The organism is Longimicrobium sp. (assembly GCA_036387335.1).
GTDB lineage: Bacteria > Gemmatimonadota > Gemmatimonadetes > Longimicrobiales > Longimicrobiaceae > Longimicrobium.
The window spans coordinates 1-21,763 of record DASVTZ010000111.1 but is presented as its reverse complement, the minus strand read 5'-3'; the positions used below and the strand labels follow the sequence as shown (position 1 = coordinate 21,763).

Here is a 21,763-nt window from a genome sequence, read left to right as displayed (position 1 = left end):
CGCCGGCGCCGCGCCCGCGTCCATTCCCGCGGACGTGGACCGCATCGTGGCGGCGCGGGAGCTGGCGCGCTCCATCCGGGCCCGCGGGCACACCGCCGCGCGGCTGGACCCGCTCGGCTCCGAGCCGTCCGTGGACCCGTCGCTGGACCCGGCGTTTCACGGGATCAGCGAAGCGGACCTGGCCGCGCTTCCCGCGTCGGTGGCGCGCAGCGCGCCGGACGGGACGACGGACGCGCTCTCCGCGATCCGGCGGCTGAGGGAGATCTATTCGGGCTCCACCGGCTACGAGTTCCTCCACCTTCCGGACGCGGACGAGCGCGGCTGGCTGCGCGAGGCGATCGAGAGCGGGCGCTTCAACCAGCCCCTTCCCGCCCCGCGCCGGCGCGCGCTGCTGGAGCGGCTCTCGCAGGTGCAGGGGTTCGAGAACTTCCTCCACCGCGCCTTCTTCGGCCAGAAGCGCTTTTCGCTGGAGGGGACCGACACCATGGTCCCCATGCTGGACGAGATCATCCGCGAGGCGGCGGGCGCCGGCGCGCGCGACGTGCTGATCGGCATGGCGCACCGCGGGCGGCTCAACGTGCTGACCCACGTACTGGGCAAGCCGTACGAGATGATGGTGGAGGCGTTCCTGAGCGCCCAGCACGTCCCCGGCGGCGACGCGGCGCAGAACTCCGACGAGCCCTCGGGCGACGTCAAGTACCACATGGGATGGCAGGACGAGCGCGAGGTGGAGGGCGCCCGCGTGCGCGTCACCCTCTCGCCCAACCCCAGCCACCTGGAGTTCGTCAACCCCGTGGTCGTGGGGATGACGCGCGCGTCGCAGGACGACACCACCGGCCCCGGCGCGCCCCGCCACGAGACCTCCGCCGCGGTCGCGGTGCTGATCCACGGCGACGCGGCGTTCCCGGGCCAGGGCGTGGTGCCGGAGACGTTCAACATGATGTCGCTCCCCGGCTACACGGTGGGCGGCACCATTCACCTGATCGCCAACAACCAGATCGGCTTCACCACGAACCCGGAGCAGGACCGCTCCACCCGTTACTCGAGCGACCTGGCCAAGGGCTTCGAGGTGCCGGTGGTGCACGTGAACGCCGACGACGCGGAGGCGTGCATCAACGCCGCCCGGCTGGCGCACGCGTACCGGCAGCGCTTCGGCAAGGACTTCGTCATCGACCTGGTGGGATACCGCCGGTGGGGGCACAACGAGGGCGACGAGCCCGCGTTCACCCAGCCGCGCATGTACGACGTCATCAAGGATCATCCCACCGTGCGTGACGTCCTGGCGCGCCGGCTGGCGGACGAGGGCGTCGTGGCGCGCGAAGAGGCGGACGCGATGCTCCAGGGCGTCACGGCGCATCTCGGCGAGATCCTGGACCGCATCAAGGGAGGCGACCACGCCGCCCACGGCCACGACGATGCCCCCTCGCGCAACGGCAAGCACGGGGTGGAGACCGCCGTCCCCGCCGAGCGGCTGACCGTGCTCAACGAGGCGATGCTCGTGCGGCCGGAGGGGTTCACCCCCAACGCGAAGCTGGAGCGCCTCCTCCAGAAGCGCCGCGACGCGATGGGCCCGGAGGGCGGCATCGACTGGGGCCTCGCGGAGGCGCTGGCGTTCGCGTCGCTGCTGCAGGACGGCATCCCGGTGCGCATCACGGGGCAGGACGTGGAGCGCGGCACCTTCAGCCACCGCCACGCCGTGCTCAACGACGCGGTCACGGGCAGGAAGCTGAACGTCTTCCACCAGATCGCCGACGCGCGGGCGACCTTTGAGATCCACAACTCGCCGCTCACCGAGATGGCGGTGGTGGGCTTCGAGTACGGCTACACCATGGCCGATCCCACCGCGCTTGTGGTGTGGGAGGCGCAGTTCGGCGACTTCGTGAACGGCGCGCAGGTGATGATCGACCAGTACCTGGCCGCGTCGTACCAGAAGTGGGGCGAGCGGAGCGGGCTGGTGCTCCTGCTGCCGCACGGCTACGAGGGGCAGGGCCCGGAGCACTCGTCCGCGCGGCTGGAGCGCTTCCTCCAGCTCTCGGCCGAGGGGAACTTCCGGGTGGCCAACTGCACCACGTCGGCGCAGTACTTCCACCTGCTGCGGCGCCAGGCGACGCTCCTGTCGACCGACGCGCGCCCGCTGGTGGTGATGAGCCCCAAGAGCCTCCTTCGCCACGCGCTGGCAGCAAGCCGGCTGGAGCAGCTCGCGAGCGGCACCTTCCGCCCGGTGCTGCTGGACGTGCCGGAGGAGCGCGCCGCGGAGATCACCCGGCTGGTGCTGTGCAGCGGCAAGGTGTACGTGGACCTGGTGGGCTCCAGCGAGGAGCAGCGCGCCGAGCGCGCCGCCATCCCGGGGCTGGAGCGCGTTGCGATCGGGCGGGTGGAGGAGCTGTACCCCTTCCCCGAGGAGCAGCTCGCGAAGTCGCTGGCGGCGCTCCCCGCCCTACGCGAGGTCGTGTGGACTCAGGAGGAGCCGCGCAACATGGGCGCGTGGAGCTTCGTGGAGCCGCGCCTGCGCACCCTCCTGCCGGAAGGCGTGGAGCTCGGCTACGCGGGCCGGCCGCCGCGCGCCTCTCCCGCCGAGGGCTACGCGCACCGGCACACGGCCGAGCAGAGCCGCATCGTGCGCGCCGCCCTGGCCGATGCGCCGGACGCCGCGCCGATGCGGGCGTCGCTGATCGGAAAGCGGAAGTAACTGCGAGGGAATAGGGGCTAGGGAATAGGGAATAGTAACGGCAACACTGCGTTCGATTGATTCCCCTGATCCCTATTCCCTGATCCCTAATCCCTAAATCTGGAGCGTACCCCGATGCCGGTTGAGATCCGCGTTCCGCCGCTGGGCGAGTCGGTGGTGGAGGCCACGGTCGGCCGCTGGACCAAGCAGCAGGGCCAGCCCGTGGCCAAGGACGAGATCCTGGTGGAGCTGGAGACGGACAAGATCACCGTCGAGGTCGCGGCCCCGCAGGCCGGCGTCCTGGGGCGGATCGTCAAGAACGAAGGCGACACCGTCGGCGTCAACGAGCTGCTGGCCGAGCTGGGCGAAGGCGCCGGCGCCGCCGAACAGGCGCCCGCCGCGGCCGCGGCTCCGGCCGCCGCCGCGCCGCAGGCTGCCGCTCCCGAGGTGGCCGAGCACGTCGGCGAGGGCGCGCAGACCTCGCCCGCCGTGCGCACGCTGGCGGCGGACAACAACCTGGACCTCGCGCAGATCCGCGGCTCCGGGCCGAACGGGCGCATCACCAAGGAAGACGTTCTCAAGGTGATCGAGGACGGGCGCGCGCGTGCCCAGCAGCAGCCGGCCGCAACTCCCGCCGCACCGGCACCCGCGCCCGCGCCACAGCCCGCCGCCCCGCGAGCACAGCCGGCGCCCGCCGCGCCTGCCGCACCGGGCCGCGAGACGCGCGAGCGGATGTCGCGCCGCCGCCAGACGATCGCGCGGCGGCTGGTGGAGGCACAGCAGACCACGGCGTCGCTCACCACCTTCAACGAGGTGGACATGAGCGCGGTGATGAAGCTGCGCAAGGAGCGGCAGGACGCCTTCGTGAAGCAGAATGGCATCAAGCTCGGCTTCATGTCGTTCTTCACCAAGGCGGTGATCGCCGCCCTCAAGCAGTTCCCGCGCATCAACGCGGAGATCCAGGGCGACGAGATGGTGCTTAAGCAGCACTACGACATCGGCATCGCTGTCGGCGCCGAAGAGGGGCTCGTGGTGCCCGTGATCCGCGACGCGGACAAGAAGAGCTTCGCCGCGCTCGAAAAGGAGATCGCCGACCTCGGCACCCGCGCGCGCGATGGCAAGCTGACGCTGGAGGAGCTGCAGGGCGGCACCTTCACCATCACGAACGGCGGCACCTTTGGCTCCATGCTCTCCACGCCCATCCTCAACCCGCCGCAGGTCGGCATTCTGGGGATGCACAACATCGTGGAGCGCCCCGTCGCCGTGAACGGCCAGGTCGAGATCCGCCCCATCATGTACGTGGCCCTCACCTACGACCACCGCATCGTCGACGGCAGCGAGGCGGTGCGCTTCCTGGTGACGGTAAAGCGGAACATCGAGGACCCGCTCAACCTGCTCCTCGAAGGCTGAACGGAAAGTGCGTTAGTGCGTTAGTGCGTCAGTGCGCTGGTGTGTAGCAGGGGGACCGATTAACTCGATCGGTCCCCTTCGTTGTGACTCGGTGTATCATTCGCAGGCTTGCGAATCAGGTTGCGGCACCAGACCTTGCTGCACTTAGGACTTAGGACTTCGGTTACTGGCGCACTCACGCACTCACGCACTCACGCACTTTTCGACATATGTCAGAAGAACTGAACTTCGACCTCGTCGTCCTCGGCGGCGGGCCCGGCGGGTACGTGGCGGCGATCCGCGCGGCGCAGATGGGCTTCAAGACGGCGTGCATCGAAAAGGAGACGGCGCTGGGCGGCACCTGCCTGCGCGTGGGGTGCATCCCCAGCAAGGCGCTCCTCGACTCGTCCGAGCTGTTTGAGCAGATCCGCCACAAGGCCGAGCTGCACGGCATCCGCGTGGAGGGCGCCACGGTGGACGTCCCCACCATGCTCGCCCGCAAGGACGCGGTGGTGAAGTCGCTCACGCAGGGCGTGGCGGGGCTCTTCAAGAAGAACAAGATCGAGTGGATCAGGGGCTTCGGCCGCATGACCTCGCCCGAGACCATTGAGGTGACGGGCGAGAGCGGCACGCAGATGGTGCGCGGCAAGACGATCATCCTGGCGCCGGGCTCCGTTCCTGTAGAGCTCCCCTTCCTGAAGTTCGACCACGAGCGGATCATCGACTCCACCGGCGCGCAGTTCATCCCCGCCGTGCCCGAGCACCTGGTGATCGTGGGCGGCGGCGTGATCGGGATGGAGCTGGGGAGCGTCTGGCTGCGGCTGGGCGCAAAAGTCACCATCCTGGAGGCGATGCCCACGATACTCACCGGCCTCGACGGCGAGGTGGTGAAGACGGCCGACCGCGTCTTCCGCAAGCAGGGCTTCGACATCCGCACCGGCGCGCGCGTGACCGGCGCCGAGCGGCGCGGCGACAAGGTGGTGGTCAGCGTCGAGGGGCAGGAGCCGATCGAGGCGGACTACCTGCTGGTGTCGGTGGGGCGGCGCGCGTACACGGAGGGGATGGGCTTCGAGGAGGCCGGGATCCGCATGGAGCGCGGCGTGATCCAGGTGGACACCCACTACCACACCGGCGTCGGCAACGTGTACGCCATCGGCGACGCGATCGGCGGGCGGATGCTGGCGCACAAGGCGGAGGACGAGGGCGTGGCCGCGGTGGAGATCGCCGCGGGAAAGCACGGCCACGTCAACTACGACGCCGTCGCCAACATCGTCTACACCTGGCCCGAGATCGCCTCCGTCGGCGCCACCGAGGAGGAGCTGAAGGCGCAGGGCGTCGAGTACAAGACCGGCAAGTTCCCCTTCCTGGCCAATGGGCGCGCCAAGGCGATGGGCGAGACGGACGGCTTCGTGAAGATCCTGGCCGACGCCCGCACGGACCGGATGCTGGGCGCGCACATCATCGGCCCGCGCGCCTCGGACCTGATCGCGCAGCTCGCCACGGCCATCGAGTTCCAGGCCTCCGCCGAGGACATCGCCCGCACCGTCCACGCGCACCCCACGCTGCCCGAGGCGGTGAAGGAAGCCGCGCTGGGGGTGGATGGAAGGATGATCCACCTGTGAAAGTGCGTTAGTGCGTGAGTGCGTGAGTGCGTTGTAGACCCGTGGCCGTGCCCCACATTCTGTCATCCTGAGCGACGCGCGGCACTGGCCTACCTCGGGCGCGGAGCGAAGGATCTACTGCGCGTGCCGAGGGGTTCGCGGTTACCTGCTGGCCTCTTGCCTGGCCGGCTAGATCCTTCGGTCGCCGCAGGAAGTGCGGTGTCCGCCGCGGAGTTCGCGTGGGCGGCTTCCTCAGTATGACAAAATGGGTGGGGTCAATCGCACTTACGCACTAACGCACTAACGCACTACTTCCCTCCCCCGGTGCGTAGCTTGCACTGCCTCCAATCTCCCTCGCACGCATGGAGTTGGAAGCATTGTCGCTCGCGCCGGCCGTCGCACTCTGCCTGCTCCTCGTGGCCGCCGACCTGGCGCTGCGGGCCCTGCGCATCCACCTCTTTCTGAAAGGAGCGGGGCACCCGCTGCCGTACCGCGAGGTCTTCGTCCTCAACGTCTTCGGCGACGCGGCGGCGGTGGTGACGCCGCTGCGCATTGGCGGGGAGCCGGCGCGGTTGGGGGGAATGATCTTCGCCGGCGTGTCGCTGGCGATGGCGATCCCCCTGCTGGCGGTGGAGGTGGTGAGCTACTCGGTGGTCGTCGCGATCGCGGCGATCATCGCCGGGCTGATCTACGCGCCTGGGTGGTGGCGCGGGGTCGGGCCGGAGATGATCCAGTCGTTCCGCTGGGTGGTGCCCTGGATCGTGGCGGTGGTGATCGGCAGCGTGCTGGTGTGGTGGATCGTGCACCGCCGCCGCCGCGCCGCGGGGAAGCCGCGCAGGAGCCGCATCGTGTGGTCGTCGGTGCGCGGCGCGCTGGGGTGGCCGCTGGCGGCGAGCGTCCCGCTGACGCTGATGAGCGTGGCCTCCCGCGTCGCCGTCCTTCCCGTGCTGGCGCAGACCCTCCCCGACCCGCCGCCGATCCAGGTACTCGCCATCAGCTCCTTCGCGCTGATCTACGGGCAGCTCTTCCTCCCCACGCCGGGCGGGGCGGGCGCAATCGAACTCGCCTTCTCCAGCGGCGCCGCCGGGGACCTGGGTGGGAGCCTCGGGACGGTCTTCCTCTTCTGGCGCATCTGCACGGCGGGGCTCCCCATCGTCCTCGGCTTCGGCCTGGCGATCCCGCGCTACGGCATGGCCGCGGTGCGGATGGCGCTGCGCGGGCGGCACTCGCATCAGCAGGGGCCGGTGGGACCCGCGCCGTGAGGTGGGGAATGGGGAGTGGGGAATGGGGAATGGGGGAATGGTAGATCGGCCCGCCGCGAGCATCCTCGCGGCGGGCCGATACTGGTGAGTACCCGGTGGCCTCAACCGGGCCCGGAGTGCACCCTTTCCCCCGTTTTACGGGGGAGAGGGGGGCCCGTCACCTGCGCCACGAACGCCGAGTCAGGGCGCACGCACTTCGCGTGGGCGTTGCAGGCCCAGTCGACGCCGAGGGGGAGTACGCGGTGGAGCAGGGCGCGGACGTTGGCCCGGTTCTGCGCCGAGTTCTCCGTAAAGATCTCGTCCGCGCCGCGGATGCCGCCGAAGAGGTGCCAGACGAACGCATCGCCCATGAAGAGCACGCGGCGAAAGAGGTACGCGGCGCTCCCCGGCGTGTGCCCCGGGAGGAGGTAGGCGCGCAGCGTGTCCCGCCCGAAGGTGAAGACGGTGTCGCCGGTGAAGGGGCGCACCGCCAGCTCTCCCGGCCACGGCGCCGGGTTCCCGAGTACCGCCTCGCCCGTGCGCGACGGCAGATCCCTGTGATGCGCGTCGCCCTGGAAGATGGGCACCTCCGCGGCGGAGAGGTGGAAGCGCGCCGTCCTCACCGTCTCCCACGCACCGATGTGGTCGCGGTGGCTGTGCGTGAGAAAGACGTCCGTGACGTCCTCAGGCCGCGCGCCCAGCCGGGCCAGAGTGCGCCGCAGCTCGCGCCCCGCGCCGTACCACCCCAGGTCCACCACGACCACCCCGCTGTCCGTGCGCGCCGCGTACACCATGCTCTGCCATGGCGGCGCGGTCGCGGCGGCGTAGGAGTACGGCGGCTCCCTCACCGCCTGCATGTTCATGGTGCAGGCGGAAAGGGCGACCGCGAGTACGAGGGCGGCGACGAACCGGGTCATGCGCCGTTCAGCTCAGCCGCCTCCGCCGCCCACCACGCCACCGCCGGGGATGCCCGGCTCGGTCATGTCGCGCACGTTGAGCACCTGGTCGAGCTGCTCGTCCGACAACAGCCCGCGGCGCTTCACCACGTCGCGCACGGACTCGTAGTTCTTGGCGGACTCCTTGGCCACCGCCGCCGCTTCGTCGTAGCCGATGTAGGCGTTGAGCGCGGTGGCGATGGAGGGATTCCGCTCCAGCAGCTCGCGGCACCGCTCGCGGTTGGCGCCGATCCCCTCGACCGCGCGCGTGCGGAAGGCGTCGCACCCGTGCGCCAGGATCGCGACCGACTGCAGGAGGTTGTGCGCCATCACCGGCATCATCACGTTCAGCTCGAAGTTGCCGTGCTGCCCGCCCACCGTAACGGCCACGTGGTTCCCCATCACCTGCGCGCACACCATCATCAGCGCCTCGCTCATCACCGGGTTCACCTTCCCCGGCATGATGGAGGAGCCCGGCTGCACGGCCGGCAGGGTGATCTCGGCAAGGCCGGAGGTGGGGCCGCTCGCCAGCCAGCGGACGTCGTTGGCGATCTTGAGGAGCGAGACCGCCAGCGTGTTCAGCGCCCCGGAAGCCGAGACGTAGGCATCCTTGGCGCCCTGGGCCTCGAAGTGGTTCTCCGCCTCGCGAAAGGTGATTCCGGTGAGGTCGCTGATGCGCGCGATGGCGGCCCCGGGGAAGGCGGGGAGGGCGTTGGTGCCCGTCCCCACGGCGGTGCCGCCCAGCGCCAGCTCGGCCAGCTCCTCGCCTGCGGCGCGCAGGCGCCGGATGCCGTGCTCCACCTGCGACGCATAGCCCCCGAACTCCTGCCCCAGCCGCACGGGGGTGGCGTCCATCAGGTGCGTGCGCCCGCTCTTGACCACGTCGTCGAAGGCGGCGGCCTTGGCGCGCAGCGCGTCGCGGAGCCGCTCCAGCGCGGGGATCAGGTCCTCCTGGATCGCCACGCGCGCCGCCACGTGCATGGCGGTGGGGATCACGTCGTTGGAGCTCTGCCCCATGTTGACGTGGTCGTTGGGGTGAACGCGTGTCTCCCCCTCGCCGCGAAGCTGGCCGGCGCGGGTGGCGATCACCTCGTTGGTGTTCATGTTGGTGGAGGTGCCGCTCCCCGTCTGGAAGATGTCGAGGACGAACTGCGCGTCCCAGCGCCCCTCGATCACCTCGTCGGCCGCGCGCACGATGGCGCCCGCGACGCCGTCGTCGAGCTGGCCCAGCTCGGCGTTGGCCTGCGCGGCGGCCTTCTTGATGGTCCCCAGCGCGTGGATGAAGCGCCGCGGAAAGCGGATGCCGCTGATGGGGAAGTTCTCCACCGCCCGCTGCGTCTGCGCGCCGTACAGCGCGTCGGCGGGCACCTGCATCTCGCCGAGCGAGTCGCGCTCGGTGCGGAACTGGGCGTTGCTATCCGTCATGGCTCCTCGTGGGTCCGGATTCGTGGTCGGTGGTGCCGCGCGGGAAGATGGAGCGCGCCCGCACCCAGCGCAAACCCCGCGCGCGCCCCGCGGCAGCCCCGCGCCGGATTTCCGACGAAATCCTTGCCTGCTCGGCCCGAGACGCCAATCGTGAGGAGCTTCGCGGGTCCATCTCACCACACTTGAACGGAGCCTTTGATGAGCGACCTTCCCCGTCCCGGACTGAACTGCGAGTGGTCCGCCGTGCAGGACTTCATGCCTCCCCGCCCGCCGAGGCTCCGCGTACGCGGCGTGTGCACGATGCCGACGCCCGGCTACCGGCTCTCGCTGACCCGTGCCCAGCCGCAGGGGATCAATCCAGACATCCTCCTCCTGCACCTGCGCGTCGAGGCGCCCACCGACCCCGTCATCCAGGTCCTGACGCCCACCCCGGTCGAGTACAAGGAGGAAGGGGACCACCGCTACACCCACGTGCAGATCCAGCCCGAGGGAACGCTGGTTCCGGTCGAGGCGGTGCACTGACCGTTGGCTCGACGAAACACTGCCAGTGAACAGCGGGACTCGACGTGAGCCCCGCTGTTCCTTTTTCCCAGCCGCTTTCCGGTCACAGACCGTTCCCCGGCTCGCGCGACGTGGCTCACGCCGCGCCGCAGGAGTTGATGATGACCGCGCGCTGGATGTCGACGTCCTGGACCATCGTTGGGCGGAGCTCGTGAACCAGCTCGTGCCCGTCGACGCGATCCAGGAGCTCGCACACAAAATCGTCGCAGGGCCGCAGCACGGTGACTCCGCCGAACTTGGTTCGCTCCTCGGGCGTTAGCCAGGATACGAGCTCCGCCACCAGCGACCGCCTCGCTCCGTCGGGGTCCCCCGCAGCCCAGGGTGCGGCCAGAAACACCTCCCACCGCATCATGAATCCCTGCCGCCTGATCAGCGCGAACAAGCACGGCTTTCCGTTCTCACGCTCCAGGCGGTCCTCGAAGGCGACGAGCTTGAACACGAACGGATCTACAGGACGCGAAACAGCGTGGTGGCAGCACCGAGAAGGGAGCGGGCCTTTTGCTCGTCCGTGCTTCCAACCGGGCTGTACCTCAGTTCGGGATTCCACGTTTTCACCTCCTCCCATTCGGTCTGGTACACGGTCAGGATCTCGGCTCGCTTCTCCGTGAGGTTGAGCAGGGTTTCGAAGTCGTGCGTTTTCACGGCCCGCAGCTTCTCGAACTCGCGGTTCGAGGACGGAAATTCGGACCAGCCCAGTGTGCGGCAGATCGCCGCCTTCAACTGCAGCTCGACCGCGTAGCCGCACAGGTACACCGCGCTGTCGTAGCGGCCGGCCGCGCTGAGCAGCTCCGCGTCGATGAGGCGGGCACGCGCGGTGCTCGCCAGTTCTGCCCTGCTGATCACGAGAAAAGAGGCCGGTGGACTTGCGGCGCCACGACCGGTAGGCCCGCGGCGAATGCTTCACCCCGGGCTGAAAGGTAGCGCTTGCAAATACCGCGTCAATCGGGCCGAAAAACTGGTTCGGGCGCTGGCCGCTTCTGGGCCGAAGCGTGCTATTGGGCGTCGTGTTCCTTGCGCTCGGCCTCCTCCAGCACCTCGTCCTCGGTGGCGTCGAGGGCTTCGAGGGCCTCGGCCGCGGCCTCCATCCCGGCGCCGAAGAGGAAGACGGGTATCCCAGCCTCGCGCAGGTGGTTGGCGACGTCGATGCGGTCTTCGAAGGCGCACACCAGCTCGTACTCGCGGCGCAGACGGTGGACGGCTTCCACCTTGAAGTAGCCGGCAGGGCGCCCGTCCCCTTCGGAGCGCATCACGAGCAGGTCGTACTCGGCCAGACCGTTCGCTTCCAGCCACCGCTCGGTCTTGGGGCGCGTGTAGTGGGGGCGCCCGGTGAGGAAGATGATGCGGATGCCGGCCGCCCGCATCGCGCGCAGCACCTCCATGGATGCCGCGATCGGCGGGTCCTGGTCGAGGGCGTCGAAGTACGACCGCCAGTCGCGCGCGCGCCCCGCCTCCACCTCCACGAAGTGCGCGCGCGCCCGGTCGTCGGCCAGCGTGCCGTCCAGGTCCCAGACCACCGCCTTTGGCCTGTTTCGATCATCCACTTCGACCTCCAGAGGGCGATTCAATCGAGTCTCATGTCGCGGACGAACTCGTCACGCATCCTGAAGTCCGCAATCCCGATCTCGTCCACGATGACCTCGCGCACCCGCAATCCGATCCGCTCCCGCGTCCAGACCTCGCCGCGCGAGACGTCGGGCGGCACGAGCCGCGGGACCAGGCGAAGCGCGACGGAGCGCAGTGTCTCCTTTCCGCCGTTCGGCCAGCGGCCCCAGGGCACGTCCGGCCATTCCGGTTTGCCCACGGCCGCGCGTGCGCCCTCCCACGCAGCGGGCCAACCGCCGCGCGTGGCGATGTCGCGGATGCGTGTGCGTGTGCGGAGTGGCGGTGCGCCTTCGACGGCGATGCGCAGCGCGCGCCGGAGCCGGAAGAACGTACGCTGCGTGGCGCAGGGGCCGGATGGCGCGACTGGTAGCACCGTGCAGAGGTAGTCGACCATGTGGAGCGGTGTCTCGAGGCGTTCGGCGGTGGCGTTCGGGATGCCGATGCCGAACGCCTCCTCGAAGGCCATCACCAGCTCCACCGTGTCCAACCCCATCGGCTCACCCCGACTTCGGGCGCGAGGGGCGCACCTCGATCTTGGAGGGCAGGGTGCGCGCGGGCATGGCGATGAGGTCCATCACGATCTGCGCGATGTCCTCGGGCTGGATCTTCCAGGCGTCGGCGTCGGTGGGATCGTGGTTGTTGAAGTGGGTGGCGACGCTCCCCGGCATGATGCAGGTGACGCGGATGTCGTCGTGGCGCACGTCCAGCATCATCGCCTCGGTGAAGCCCAGGAGGCCGAACTTGGATGCGTTGTACGCCGCGCCCCCCGCGAACGCGTTGCGCCCGGCCAGCGAGCCGATGTTGATGATCCACCCGCCGCCGCGCTCGCGCAGCCGCGGGATCGCCTCGTGGCAGCAGAAGAAAACGCCGTCCAGGTTGGTGCCGATGACGGTGTGCCACTCCTCGGGTGACATCCCATCCACCGTGCTGAAGACGCCGACGCCGGCGTTGTTCACCAGGATGTCCACCCCGCCCAGCTCGACCGCGGCGCCGATCAGCCGCCGCACGTCCTCGTGGCGGCGGACGTCGCAGGCGACGCCGACGGCGCGCCCCGGCCCCACCTCCTCCAGCCGCCGGGCAGCGTCGCGCACCTCGTCCTCGTTGCGCGCGGAGACCACCACGTCCGCGCCCGCACGGGCAAGCGACTCCGCGATCGCGTAGCCGATCCCCTTCGTGCTGCCGGTCACCACCGCCACCTTTCCGCTCAGATCCACGCGCATTCTCCATCGTCCTGTTGAGGGTCAGGGGCGGGACCTGCTGCACCGCATGTGCCACGTGCGGGGTGGGAGAGGGAACAGCGGACGGACGCCGGGTGTCCGATCGTCATTGACGGCGCGTGCCGTCGCGAGTTACATGCTGTGGAGGAGCGGCGGCGCGCCGGGAAGCCCCTTTCGAGGAGACGTCGATGAAGATGGTGCGGATGCTGGTCGCGGCGGCGATGCTGCTGGTGCCCGCCGCGGCGGCGGCGCAGACGGTGGAGGGAGTGGTGCTGGACGACAGCACCGGGGCACCCGTGGCGAACGTGCGGGTGGAGCTCGTGCACACCGGCGGCGGCGCCCCGGCCAGCTCGCGGACCGACAGCACGGGCGCGTTCCGCTTCGATCCGCGGCCGCCGGGGACGGTGATCCTGCGGGTGAGGCACCCATCGTACACGCCCATCGACTCGCTCTCCGTGGCCGTGGCCAAGGACGAGCGCGTGGAGATCGAGCTGCGCCTGGGCCACTCGCCCATCCTGCTGGAGCCGATCATCGTCCGCGCCCGCGCCGACGAAGGGGTCGCCGGGTTCCGCGACCGCATGGCGCGGGGCGGGTTCGGGCGGTTCCTGGGGCGCAAGGATCTGGAGCGGCGCGGCACCTCGCGGGCGAGCGACCTCCTGCGCATGATACCGGGGGTGCGCATCGAGCAGGGCGCGCCGGGATCGGCGCTCGTTGTGATGCGCGGAGGCTCGGGGCAGTGCCTCCCCGACATCTACATCGACGGGATGCGCATGCGGCAGCTCCGCGAGAGCAGCGTGGACGCCTTCGTGAACGTTCCGTCGCTGGAAGGGGTGGAGGTCTACACCAGCTCGGCCCAGGTGCCCAACGTCTTCGTGAGCTCGTTCAACAGTTGCGGGGTGGTGGCGTTCTGGACCAAGCCCGCGCCCACCGGCAAGTGGAGCTGGCGGAAGATGGCGATCGGGGTGGGGGTGTTTCTGCTGCTGGCGGTGGTTTCGTCGCGGTGAGGGTGCGTGAGTGCGTGAGTGCGTGAGTGCGTTGGCGGGCGCGATTCGTAGGTTCGAGTTGCGCCCGCGGCACGATGCGCGGCATCTTGGGGCACCCGCCTTCCGCTGAATCCCGCACTCCTCCGCGATGTCCTCGAGCTCCTACCTCCACCGCGTGCTGCGCGGCGTCGCGGCGCATCCCTGGCGCACGCTGCTGGTGCTGCTGGTGGCGGTGGCGCCGCTGGCCGCGGCGGCGGGGGCGCTGCGTCCGGACAACAGCCTCGCCGTCTGGTTCGTGCGCGATGACCCGGCGCTGCGAGGGTATCGCGATTTCGTGCGCCGCTTCGGCAACGACGAGGTGGTCGCCGTCGCCTACCGCGCTCCGGGCGATGCGCTCGCGGCGGAGGAGCGCGCGGTGCAGCGACGCGCCGCCGATGCGCTGCGCCGGGTGGAGGGAGTGGACCAGGTGCTCTCCCCGGGCGCGCTGGCGGACACGATCGGGACGAGCGAAGGTGCCCGGGCCTACCTGCAGCGCGCGGGGCTGATCTCGCGGGATGGGCGGACGGTGGTGCTCCTGGCGCGCATCTCGGCGCGGCCGGACATCGACGCCGTGCGCGGGCGGATCATGGACGAGATCCGCACGGGCGCCATCCGCACGCTGGGCGCGGAGCGGGCGCCGCACTACGCGGGGATCGGCGTGGTGTACGACGCGCTCAACCGGCAGACGATTCGCGACAGCGGCATCTACCTGGGGATCGCGTTCGTGGTGATGGCGGTCCTCCTCTGGCTGGCGCTGCGGCGGTGGATGGCCGTCGCCATCGCCATCGTGCCGCCGGTGATCGTCTCCGTGATGACGATGGGGCTCTTCACCCTCACGGGGCGCCCCTTTACGCAGGTCACCTCCATCCTCCCCATGCTCGTGCTGGTGATCGGGCTCTCCGATGCCATCCACCTGATCTCCCACTACTACACGGAACGGCGCGCCCTCGCGCCCGGCGAGCCACGGCGCGAGATGGTTGCGCGCGCGTCGGCGTGGGTGGCACTCCCCAACCTCTTCACCGCGCTGACCACTGCGGCGGGGTTCCTGGCGCTGGCCAACTCGCGCATGCCTGCCATCCGCGACCTCGGCCTCGCGGCGGCCGTGGCGATGATGATCGGGTGGGTGCTGACGCTGCTGGTGGGCACCGCCGCGCTGGCGATCTGGGACCTGAAGCCGCCGCCGGAGCGGGTGTCTGGCGGCGCGATTGACCGCACGCTGGCGGCGCTTTCGAAAGCGCTCCCGCGCTGGCGCTGGCAGGTGCTCGCGGGCGTCTCGGCGGTGACGACGTTCCTGCTGGTGGGCTCGGCGCGCGTGCGGGCGGACACCTTTACGCTCGAGCTCCTCCCCGCCGGCCACGCCGCGCGCACGGACAGCCGCTGGATCGAGCAGAATTCCGGCTTCTACACGCCGCTGGAGTTCGTCGTGCGGCCGGCGGCGGGCAGTGCGGTGCTGGATACCGCGGTGCTGCGCCGCCTGCGCGAGTGGCAGCGGCGCGTGGAGCGGCGGCCGGACGTGGCGCGCACCTTTGGCGTTCGCGAGCTGGCGGCCGCGCGCCGCATCGCGCCGGGCGGCGGGTACCTGACCGATGACGGCAAGGAGGCGCGCATCACCGCCTTCGTGCCGATGACGAGCACGCGCCGCATCGCTCGTACGCTGCACGCGCTGGAGGCCGAGGGCCGCAACACGCTCGGCGGCGCGGCGACGCTGCACGCATCGGGGTACCTGCCGCTCTACTTGCGCATCGTCGATTACGTGGTGAGCGGCACGGTGTGGGGGCTCGGGATCTCCACCGTGATCGTCTTCGCGATGGTGGGGGTGCTACTGCGCTCCCTGCCGCTCACGCTGGCGTCGATCCCGACCAACCTCTTCCCGGTCGCGCTGGTGTTCGGGATGATGGGTTGGACGGGGATCCCGCTCGACATCGCCACCGCCACCATCGGCGCCATCGTGCTGGGGATCTCGGTGGATGACACGATCCACTTCCTCTTCCGCTACCGCGAAACGCGCGCGGAGGGTGCGTCGCGCGAGGAGGCGGTGGGGAGCACGTATCGCGAGACGGGGCGCGCGGTCGTGTACGCGTCGCTGGTGCTGGCCCTCGGGTTCGCGGTGCTCGCCACCTCCGCTTCGCGCTCGATCGCGTCGTTCGGGATCGTGGCGTCGGTCTCCATCGTGGGCGCGGCGCTGGCCGACCTCTTCCTCCTCCCCGCCCTCCTCCTGCTGGGCCGCGACCGCCCCGCCACCGTTCGATGACACACGACCTTCGCATCGAAGAAACCGCCGCGGACGACCCCGCATTCGCCGTCGTCCGCGAGCGCGTCGGCTATCCGCTCGCCGACGAGCCGGTCCCCGCCGGCGCGCGCTGCCTGATCGCGTATGTCGGCGGCGATCCGGCTGCACGCTGCGCCGTCACGACCGCGGATGGGCTGCATGGCGCACCCGGACGCACCGGGATGATCGGCCACTACGAGGCCGTCGATCGCGCGCCGGGTGTCGCGATCCTGGCGGAGGCGCTCCGCAGCCTGCCGGACGTGGACCGCGTGCTCGGTCCGATCAACGGGAGCACGTGGGCACGCTACCGCCTCGCGCTCCCCGGCGATGCGCCGCCCTTTCTATCGGAGCCCGCGAACCCGGCGGAGTACGTGGACGACTTCACGCCGGCCGGATTCTACGTGGCGGCGTGGTACGAGAGCGCGCGCGTAACCGACCTTGCCACGCCCGACCCGCGCGCGGCGTCCGCGCCGGAGCGCTTGCGCGCGCGAGGCGTCACCGTGCGCGCACTGCGCTCGGACCGTTTCGACGAGGAGCTTGAGGCGCTCTACGCGCTCACCGTCGAAGCATTCGCGGAGAACCTGTACTACTCGCCGGTCTCCTTCGCCGAGTTCCGCGCACGCTACACACCGCTGCGCCCCCTGCTCGATCCCGAGCTGGTGCGGCTGGCCGAGGACGCAGAGGGCCGGCTGCTGGGCTACGTCTTCGCCTTCCCCGATCTGCTCACCATGTCCGCAGGGCGGCCCACGAGGGTCGTCCTCAAGACGCTGGCGTCCGCACAGGGTGCGCGCGGGCTGGGTCTCGGCACCTTTCTCGGCGACGAGATCCGGCGGCTGGCGCACGAGCGGGGGTACACGGAGGTGATCCACGCGCTGATGCACGTGGGGAACGCCTCCGTCGGCATTTCGCGCCATACGGCTGACGTGTTCCGCCGGTACGCGCTGTACGAGTGGACCCCGTGAACATCGCCGCGCGGCTAGCGGGGCGTGCGGCGCTCCATCCCGGCCGCGCCGCTATCGTGGACAAGACGGGGCGCCGCCTCACCTTCGGCGAGCTGGACCGCCGGGTGCGCGCCCTGGGCGCCGGCCTGGCGAGACGCGGCCTCGGCCCCGGCGACTCGGTACTCCTCTTCGTCCCGCTCTCTATCGACCTCTACGTGGCGCTCCTGGCGACGCTTCACTGCGGCGCCACCGCTGTCTTCGTCGATGCGTGGGCGGACCGCCGCCGGCTGGACGCGGCCGTGCGGGTGGCGTCGCCAAAGATGTTCATCGGCACCCCCAAGGCGCAGCTGCTGAGGCTGCTGAGCCCCGCCATCCGCCGCATTCCCGTGCACCTGACGGCGGGGACGCGCCTGCTGTCGCTACGCCGCCACGAGAGCGCCACCCCGACCGATCCCGCGAGCGTCGCCGACGACGCGCCCGCGCTGGTGACCTTTACGACGGGGAGCACGGGCACGCCCAAGGCGGCGGCGCGGTCGCACAGCTTCCTCTGGGCGCAGCACCTCGCGCTCGTGCACCACCTGCGCCCGCACAAAGACGACGTGGACATGCCCACGCTCCCGGTCTTCGTGCTCAACAACCTGGCGAGCGGCATCCCCAGCGTCCTCCCCGACTTCGACCCGCGCCGCCCGGCCGACATCGACCCCGCGCGCATCCACCGGCAGATGGTGGCGGAAGGGGTGACCACAAGCAGCGGCTCGCCCGCGTTCTACGAGCGCCTCGCCCGCTGGTGTGCGGATACCGGCGCGCGCATCCCGCTGCGCGCCCTCTTCACCGGTGGCGCGCCCGTGCTCCCCCCGCTCGCGCGCCTCCTCGCCACCATCGCGGACGGCGCGGTCGGCGTCGTTTACGGCAGCAGCGAGGCCGAGCCGATCTCCGGCATCGAGGCGCGCGACATGCTCGCGGCGATGGAAGGCCCGGCAGAGGGGATCTGCGTCGGGCGCCCCGTGCCGGAGGTGGAGGTCAAGATCCTCCGTCCCAACGACGGGGCGATCACGGAGCTAGCGGGGTGGGAGGTTGCGCGCGGCGAGACGGGCGAGGTGGCGGTTGCGGGCGCGCACGTGCTGGCGGGGTACCTCAACGATCCGGAAGCCGAGCTGCGCAACAAGATCCACGACGCCGGCCGCGTCTGGCACCGCACCGGCGACGCGGCCTGGCTGGACGACGATGGCCGCCTCTGGCTGATGGGCCGCATCGCCGAGCGCGTTCACCGCGACGGCCACGTGTGGTGGAGCGGCGCCGCCGAGGTCCGCGCGCTGCAGGTGGAGGGCGTCCGCCACGCCGCCTACCTCGGCATCGCGGACGCCGGGCACGGCCAGCGCGCGGTCCTCTGCGTCGAGACCGCCACCGGCACGCTGTCCGCAACGGATCGCGAGCGCCTCGCTGCCGCCCTCGCTCCGGTCCCGGTGGATGAGGTGCGCGCGTTCCGCACCATCCCCCGCGACCCGCGCCACGCATCGAAGACGGATACGGCGGCGTTGCGGGCGCTGCTGGGGTAGGCCCCCTCCCCCGCTCGTTCCTCGCGGCCCCTCCCCCAAAACTGCCTGGGGGAGGGGCGGTGGCGTGCATTCGCGCCCGGGTGCGTGGGGCGGCGCGGCGGAGGGCACGGGCAGCCACGTGGGGCGGCCCCTACGAGGTGTCGGTGAGCGTGGCGAAGATCCGGGTGGCGCGCGCGGTGGGCAGACACGCAGGTCTGCCCCTACCGGTATCGGCGTGCGAGGGAGAGGCGACGGAGCGGAGGCGGGCACGGGCGCGATAAATCGCGCCCCTACGGGATCGGTGCAGCGAGGGCTGCAGTTCTCCCCCTCACCCGCCCTGCGCCCCCGCAGGCGGGGGAGGGGGCCGGGGGGAGGGGGCACCCACCGCCGCCGCGATCAGCGGGCCGTGCAGTTTGCCGTTCTCGATGAAGATCTTGTTGGAATCATGCCCGCTCACCACCACGCCGGCCACGAAGACGCCGGGGACGTCCGTCTCCATGGTGGCGGGGTCGTGCACGGGGATGCCGGTGACCGCGTCGATGGTGACGCCGAGGGTGCGCAGGAGGCGCGGGTCGGGCTCGTAGCCGGTCATCGCGAGCACCCAGTCGTTCGGCAGAATGGTGCGCTCGCCCGTCTCCAGGCTCTCGGCGACGACGGCGTCGGGGCGGATCTCGATCAGGCGGTGGCGCCAGAGGGCGGGGATCGATCCCTCGATGATCCGGTTCTCGATGTCGGGGCGCACCCACGGCTTCACGCCGCGGTCGATCCCGTCGAAGATGTGCACCAGCGTCACCCGCGCCCCCTCGCGCCAGCAGAGCAGCGCCGCGTCGCTGGACGAGTTGCCGCCGCCGACCACCACCACGTCCTGGTTCCAGTACGGGTAGGGCTCGTCGAAGTAGTACTTCACCTTGGGGAGGTCGGCGCCGGGGATCTCCAGGCGGCGCGGGCTGTCGTAGTAGCCGGTCGCGACCACCACGTTGCGCGCGCGGTGGAGGCGCTCGCCGCCGCGCCCGACGGTGCGCAGCACGAAGCCGCCGCCGTCGCGCGTCACGTTGAGGACGTCCTCGTACTGGCGCACGTCCAGGCGGTAGAATTCGGCCACCTTACGGTAGTAGCGCAGCGCCTCGCGGCGCGAAGGCTTGTCGCCCGAGGTGGTGAAGGGGATACCGCCGATCTCCAGCTTCTCCGGGCCGCTGAAATAGGTGACGTAGGTGGGATGGTCCAGCATCGCCTGCGTGATGGCCCCGCGGTCGAAGTGGACGCAGCTCAGCCCCGCCTGCCGCGCCGCCACCCCCACCGCCAGCCCGCACGGCCCCGCGCCGATCACCGCTATGTCGAGCTCATCCGGCTGGATGTTCATCGCTTCCCTCGATTCACAACATGTCTCACCGTTGAGCCGTGACGGCCGCCGCGCCCGCCGCCTCAAGAGCCTGCGCGAAGTCCGCGATCAGGTCCTCCGGGTCCTCGATGCCGAGCGATACGCGCACGAAGCCGTCGCGAATCCCGTTGGCGGCGCGGTCGTCCTCGGTCATCGCGGCGTGCGACGTGTGGCGTGGCTCGGAGACCAGCGTCTCCACGCCGCCCAGCGAGGGGGCCAGCTTGGCCAGCCGCAGCGCACGCACGAAGCGGGTCGCCGCCTCTCCCCCGCCCTCGACCTCGATCCCCAGCATCCCGCCGAAGCCGTCCAGCACCCGCGCCGCGAGGTCGTGGTCAGCGTGCGAGGCGAGGCCGGGGTAGTGGACCCGCGCGATCCCGGGCTCGGCCTCGGCCCAGCGCGCGATGGCCATCCCGTTGGAGTTGTGGCGCTCCATGCGCAGGGCGAGCGTCTTGATCCCGCGCTCAAGGAGCCAGCAGGCGTGCGGATCGAGCAGCGGACCCCACACCCGCGCGCGCTCCCGCACCGCCGCGATGCGCGCATCGGAGCCCACCAGCACGCCCGCGGTGACGTCGCTGTGGCCGCCCAGGTACTTGGTGGCGCTGTGCATCACCAGGTCCACCCCGTGCTCCAGCGGGCGCAGGTTGATGGGTGACGCAAAGGTGGCATCGACGATCACCGCCGCGCCGCGCTCATGGGCCGCGTCGCTGATGGCGCGCAGATCGAGGACGCGCAGGAGCGGATTCGAGGGCGACTCCCCCAGCACGACGCGCGTCTCGGGGCGGAAGGCGCGCTCCCATCCCGCCTGCGTGAGGTCCACAAAGGTCGTGGTGATGCCCAGGCGCGACAGCTCGCGCTCCAGCAGCACGCGGGTGCCGCCGTAGATGGCGTGCGTCGCCACCACGTGGTCTCCGGCCTGTAGGCAGGAGAGGAGGGCGCACGCCATCGCCGCCATTCCGCTCGCCAGCGGAATCGCGTCATCGCCGCCGTCCAGCGCGGCGAGCCGCTCCGCGAGCGCCAGGTGGTTGGGCCCGTTCCCGTAGCGCGTGTACAGCACCTCCCCGCCCAACGACGGATCGCCGAAGAACGTGGTGCTCGGGACGATGGGGTTCACCACCGGCGCCCCTTCCCGGGCCGGCGGCTCGCCGGCGTGCACCGCGCGCGTGGATGGACCGGTCATGAGAGTGCGTTAGTGCGTTAGTGCGTTAGTGCGTTAGTGCGTTAGTGCGTTAGTGCGTTAGTGCGCCCGTAGGGGCAGCCCCACGTGGCTGCCCGTGCTCGCCCCCGCCCCGCCGCCCGCCACTGCGCACCGACACACGCGTCCGCCCCTCCCCCAGCAGGTGGGGGGAGGGGCAGCGAGGAACGAGCGGGGAGGGGGCCCTCACCCCTCCTCCTCCAGCAGCGCCGACAGCGGCGAAACCGTCCCATCCGGGTGCCGCACGATCACCCGCTGCAAGGCGAAGCCGGTGAACGTCGCCGCGATGGCCTCCTCGGCCAGGCCGGTCTCCTCCACCAGCTCGCCGGCGGTGGCGCGGCCGCGGCGGGCGAGGGCGTCCCAGGTCACGCGGTGCACCGGGTTCGCGCCGCCCAGCAGGTGCACGTAGCCGGCATCGTCCTCCGCCACCAGCAGGAGGTCGTGGCGCTCGAGGACGGCCTCGATCGCCTCCACGTGGTGCTCCTGGACGCCGCGGACCACGAAGTACGCCTCGGCCGGACGCTCCTCCCCCAGGAAGCGGAGGAGGAGCTTGGCGACGATCTCGTCCGCGCAGGAGTAGTCCAGGATGCGGACCTGCGAGAAGTCGAGGATCGAGAGGCAGAGCGACGGGCCAGCCTCCATCTCGGCGAGCTGGCTCTCCACGCCGGTGCGGATGGCCCGGCCGGTGGGCCGGGTCACCAGGTTGCTGAAGAGCGACGTCACCGAGCGGCGCGGCGCAAAGGGGTGCGGCTGCATGCGGAGAGCCTGCGGCCCCACCCTCAAGCCT

19 protein-coding genes are annotated in these 21,763 nt (G+C 70.9%); 9 read left to right on the top strand and 10 right to left on the bottom strand.

Annotated elements, in window-relative coordinates; translation table 11 throughout:
* From VF647_10675 to VF647_10660, 4 genes are all read left to right on the top strand, one after another.
* Positions 1-2,689: 2-oxoglutarate dehydrogenase E1 component (locus VF647_10675; GenBank protein ID HEX8452552.1), on the top strand; the 2,689-nt coding region annotated here is incomplete at its 5' end.
* A gap of 114 nt (positions 2,690-2,803) precedes the next feature.
* Entirely contained in the window at positions 2,804-4,078 is a 1,275-nt protein-coding gene (gene odhB, locus VF647_10670; GenBank protein HEX8452551.1) for a 2-oxoglutarate dehydrogenase complex dihydrolipoyllysine-residue succinyltransferase, read from the top strand.
* Between the two features lie 209 nt (positions 4,079-4,287).
* On the top strand, positions 4,288-5,679 hold the full coding sequence (gene lpdA, locus VF647_10665) for a dihydrolipoyl dehydrogenase (GenBank protein ID HEX8452550.1): 1,392 nt from the start codon (positions 4,288-4,290) through the stop codon (positions 5,677-5,679).
* 356 nt (positions 5,680-6,035) lie between these two features.
* On the top strand, positions 6,036-6,920 hold the full coding sequence (locus VF647_10660; protein HEX8452549.1) for a lysylphosphatidylglycerol synthase domain-containing protein: 885 nt from the start codon (positions 6,036-6,038) through the stop codon (positions 6,918-6,920).
* 101 nt (positions 6,921-7,021) lie between these two features.
* On the opposite strand, the gene VF647_10655 is transcribed toward VF647_10660, so the two are convergent.
* A complete protein-coding gene (locus tag VF647_10655) occupies positions 7,022-7,816 on the bottom strand; it encodes an MBL fold metallo-hydrolase (GenBank protein HEX8452548.1) in 795 nt (264 codons plus the stop codon).
* A gap of 12 nt (positions 7,817-7,828) precedes the next feature.
* A complete protein-coding gene (locus VF647_10650; protein HEX8452547.1) occupies positions 7,829-9,259 on the bottom strand; it encodes a class II fumarate hydratase in 1,431 nt (476 codons plus the stop codon).
* Positions 9,260-9,457: 198 nt separating this feature from the next.
* On the opposite strand from VF647_10650, the gene VF647_10645 reads away from it, so the two are divergent.
* Positions 9,458-9,781 carry a hypothetical protein gene (locus VF647_10645; protein HEX8452546.1) on the top strand — a complete coding sequence of 108 codons (324 nt, stop codon included), beginning with the start codon at positions 9,458-9,460 and terminating at the stop codon, positions 9,779-9,781.
* 115 nt (positions 9,782-9,896) lie between these two features.
* Here VF647_10645 and VF647_10640 read toward each other — a convergent pair whose 3' ends face one another.
* From VF647_10640 to VF647_10620, 5 genes are all read right to left on the bottom strand, one after another.
* A complete protein-coding gene (locus VF647_10640; protein HEX8452545.1) occupies positions 9,897-10,259 on the bottom strand; it encodes a hypothetical protein in 363 nt (120 codons plus the stop codon).
* Between the two features lie 8 nt (positions 10,260-10,267).
* On the bottom strand, positions 10,268-10,663 hold the full coding sequence (locus VF647_10635; GenBank protein HEX8452544.1) for a HEPN domain-containing protein: 396 nt from the start codon (positions 10,661-10,663) through the stop codon (positions 10,268-10,270).
* Between the two features lie 149 nt (positions 10,664-10,812).
* Entirely contained in the window at positions 10,813-11,361 is a 549-nt protein-coding gene (locus VF647_10630) for an HAD family acid phosphatase (protein ID HEX8452543.1), read from the bottom strand.
* Between the two features lie 20 nt (positions 11,362-11,381).
* A complete protein-coding gene (locus VF647_10625) occupies positions 11,382-11,900 on the bottom strand; it encodes a hypothetical protein (GenBank protein ID HEX8452542.1) in 519 nt (172 codons plus the stop codon).
* A gap of 19 nt (positions 11,901-11,919) precedes the next feature.
* A complete protein-coding gene (locus VF647_10620) occupies positions 11,920-12,642 on the bottom strand; it encodes an SDR family oxidoreductase (GenBank protein ID HEX8452541.1) in 723 nt (240 codons plus the stop codon).
* Positions 12,643-12,827: 185 nt separating this feature from the next.
* Between VF647_10620 and VF647_10615 the strand changes: the two genes are divergently transcribed.
* The 4 genes from VF647_10615 to VF647_10600 all read left to right on the top strand — a co-directional run bounded on the left by VF647_10615 (position 12,828) and on the right by VF647_10600 (position 18,427).
* A complete protein-coding gene (locus tag VF647_10615) occupies positions 12,828-13,643 on the top strand; it encodes a carboxypeptidase regulatory-like domain-containing protein (protein ID HEX8452540.1) in 816 nt (271 codons plus the stop codon).
* A 127-nt stretch (positions 13,644-13,770) separates the two neighbouring features.
* A complete protein-coding gene (locus VF647_10610; protein ID HEX8452539.1) occupies positions 13,771-15,912 on the top strand; it encodes an MMPL family transporter in 2,142 nt (713 codons plus the stop codon).
* Complete coding sequence (locus VF647_10605) at positions 15,909-16,892, top strand: hypothetical protein (GenBank protein HEX8452538.1); 984 nt, start codon at positions 15,909-15,911, stop codon at positions 16,890-16,892. The genes VF647_10610 and VF647_10605 overlap by 4 nt, the downstream gene beginning before the upstream one ends.
* Positions 16,889-18,427: an AMP-binding protein gene (locus tag VF647_10600; GenBank protein ID HEX8452537.1), complete on the top strand. Its 1,539-nt coding sequence runs from the start codon at positions 16,889-16,891 to the stop codon at positions 18,425-18,427. The genes VF647_10605 and VF647_10600 overlap by 4 nt, the downstream gene beginning before the upstream one ends.
* Positions 18,428-18,734: 307 nt before the next feature.
* Here VF647_10600 and VF647_10595 read toward each other — a convergent pair whose 3' ends face one another.
* The 3 genes from VF647_10595 to VF647_10585 all read right to left on the bottom strand — a co-directional run.
* The gene (locus VF647_10595) at positions 18,735-19,766 is read right to left on the bottom strand and encodes a YpdA family putative bacillithiol disulfide reductase (protein HEX8452536.1); all 1,032 of its coding nucleotides are present in this window, start codon (positions 19,764-19,766) and stop codon (positions 18,735-18,737) included.
* Positions 19,767-19,791: 25 nt separating this feature from the next.
* A complete protein-coding gene (locus VF647_10590) occupies positions 19,792-20,961 on the bottom strand; it encodes a PLP-dependent aspartate aminotransferase family protein (protein ID HEX8452535.1) in 1,170 nt (389 codons plus the stop codon).
* Between the two features lie 201 nt (positions 20,962-21,162).
* Positions 21,163-21,763: hypothetical protein (locus VF647_10585; protein HEX8452534.1), on the bottom strand; the 601-nt coding region annotated here is incomplete at its 5' end.

Coding starts and splice junctions, on each gene's coding strand:
- VF647_10645 (HEX8452546.1), top strand. CDS start 9,458: ATGAGCGACCTTCCCCGTCCCGGACTGAACTGCGAGTGGTCCGCCGTG.
- lpdA (HEX8452550.1), top strand. CDS start 4,288: ATGTCAGAAGAACTGAACTTCGACCTCGTCGTCCTCGGCGGCGGGCCC.
- odhB (HEX8452551.1), top strand. CDS start 2,804: ATGCCGGTTGAGATCCGCGTTCCGCCGCTGGGCGAGTCGGTGGTGGAG.
- VF647_10655 (HEX8452548.1), bottom strand. CDS start 7,816: ATGACCCGGTTCGTCGCCGCCCTCGTACTCGCGGTCGCCCTTTCCGCC.
- VF647_10650 (HEX8452547.1), bottom strand. CDS start 9,259: ATGACGGATAGCAACGCCCAGTTCCGCACCGAGCGCGACTCGCTCGGC.
- VF647_10610 (HEX8452539.1), top strand. CDS start 13,771: ATGTCCTCGAGCTCCTACCTCCACCGCGTGCTGCGCGGCGTCGCGGCG.
- VF647_10620 (HEX8452541.1), bottom strand. CDS start 12,642: ATGCGCGTGGATCTGAGCGGAAAGGTGGCGGTGGTGACCGGCAGCACG.
- VF647_10595 (HEX8452536.1), bottom strand. CDS start 19,766: ATGAACATCCAGCCGGATGAGCTCGACATAGCGGTGATCGGCGCGGGG.
- VF647_10605 (HEX8452538.1), top strand. CDS start 15,909: ATGACACACGACCTTCGCATCGAAGAAACCGCCGCGGACGACCCCGCA.
- VF647_10590 (HEX8452535.1), bottom strand. CDS start 20,961: ATGACCGGTCCATCCACGCGCGCGGTGCACGCCGGCGAGCCGCCGGCC.
- VF647_10615 (HEX8452540.1), top strand. CDS start 12,828: ATGAAGATGGTGCGGATGCTGGTCGCGGCGGCGATGCTGCTGGTGCCC.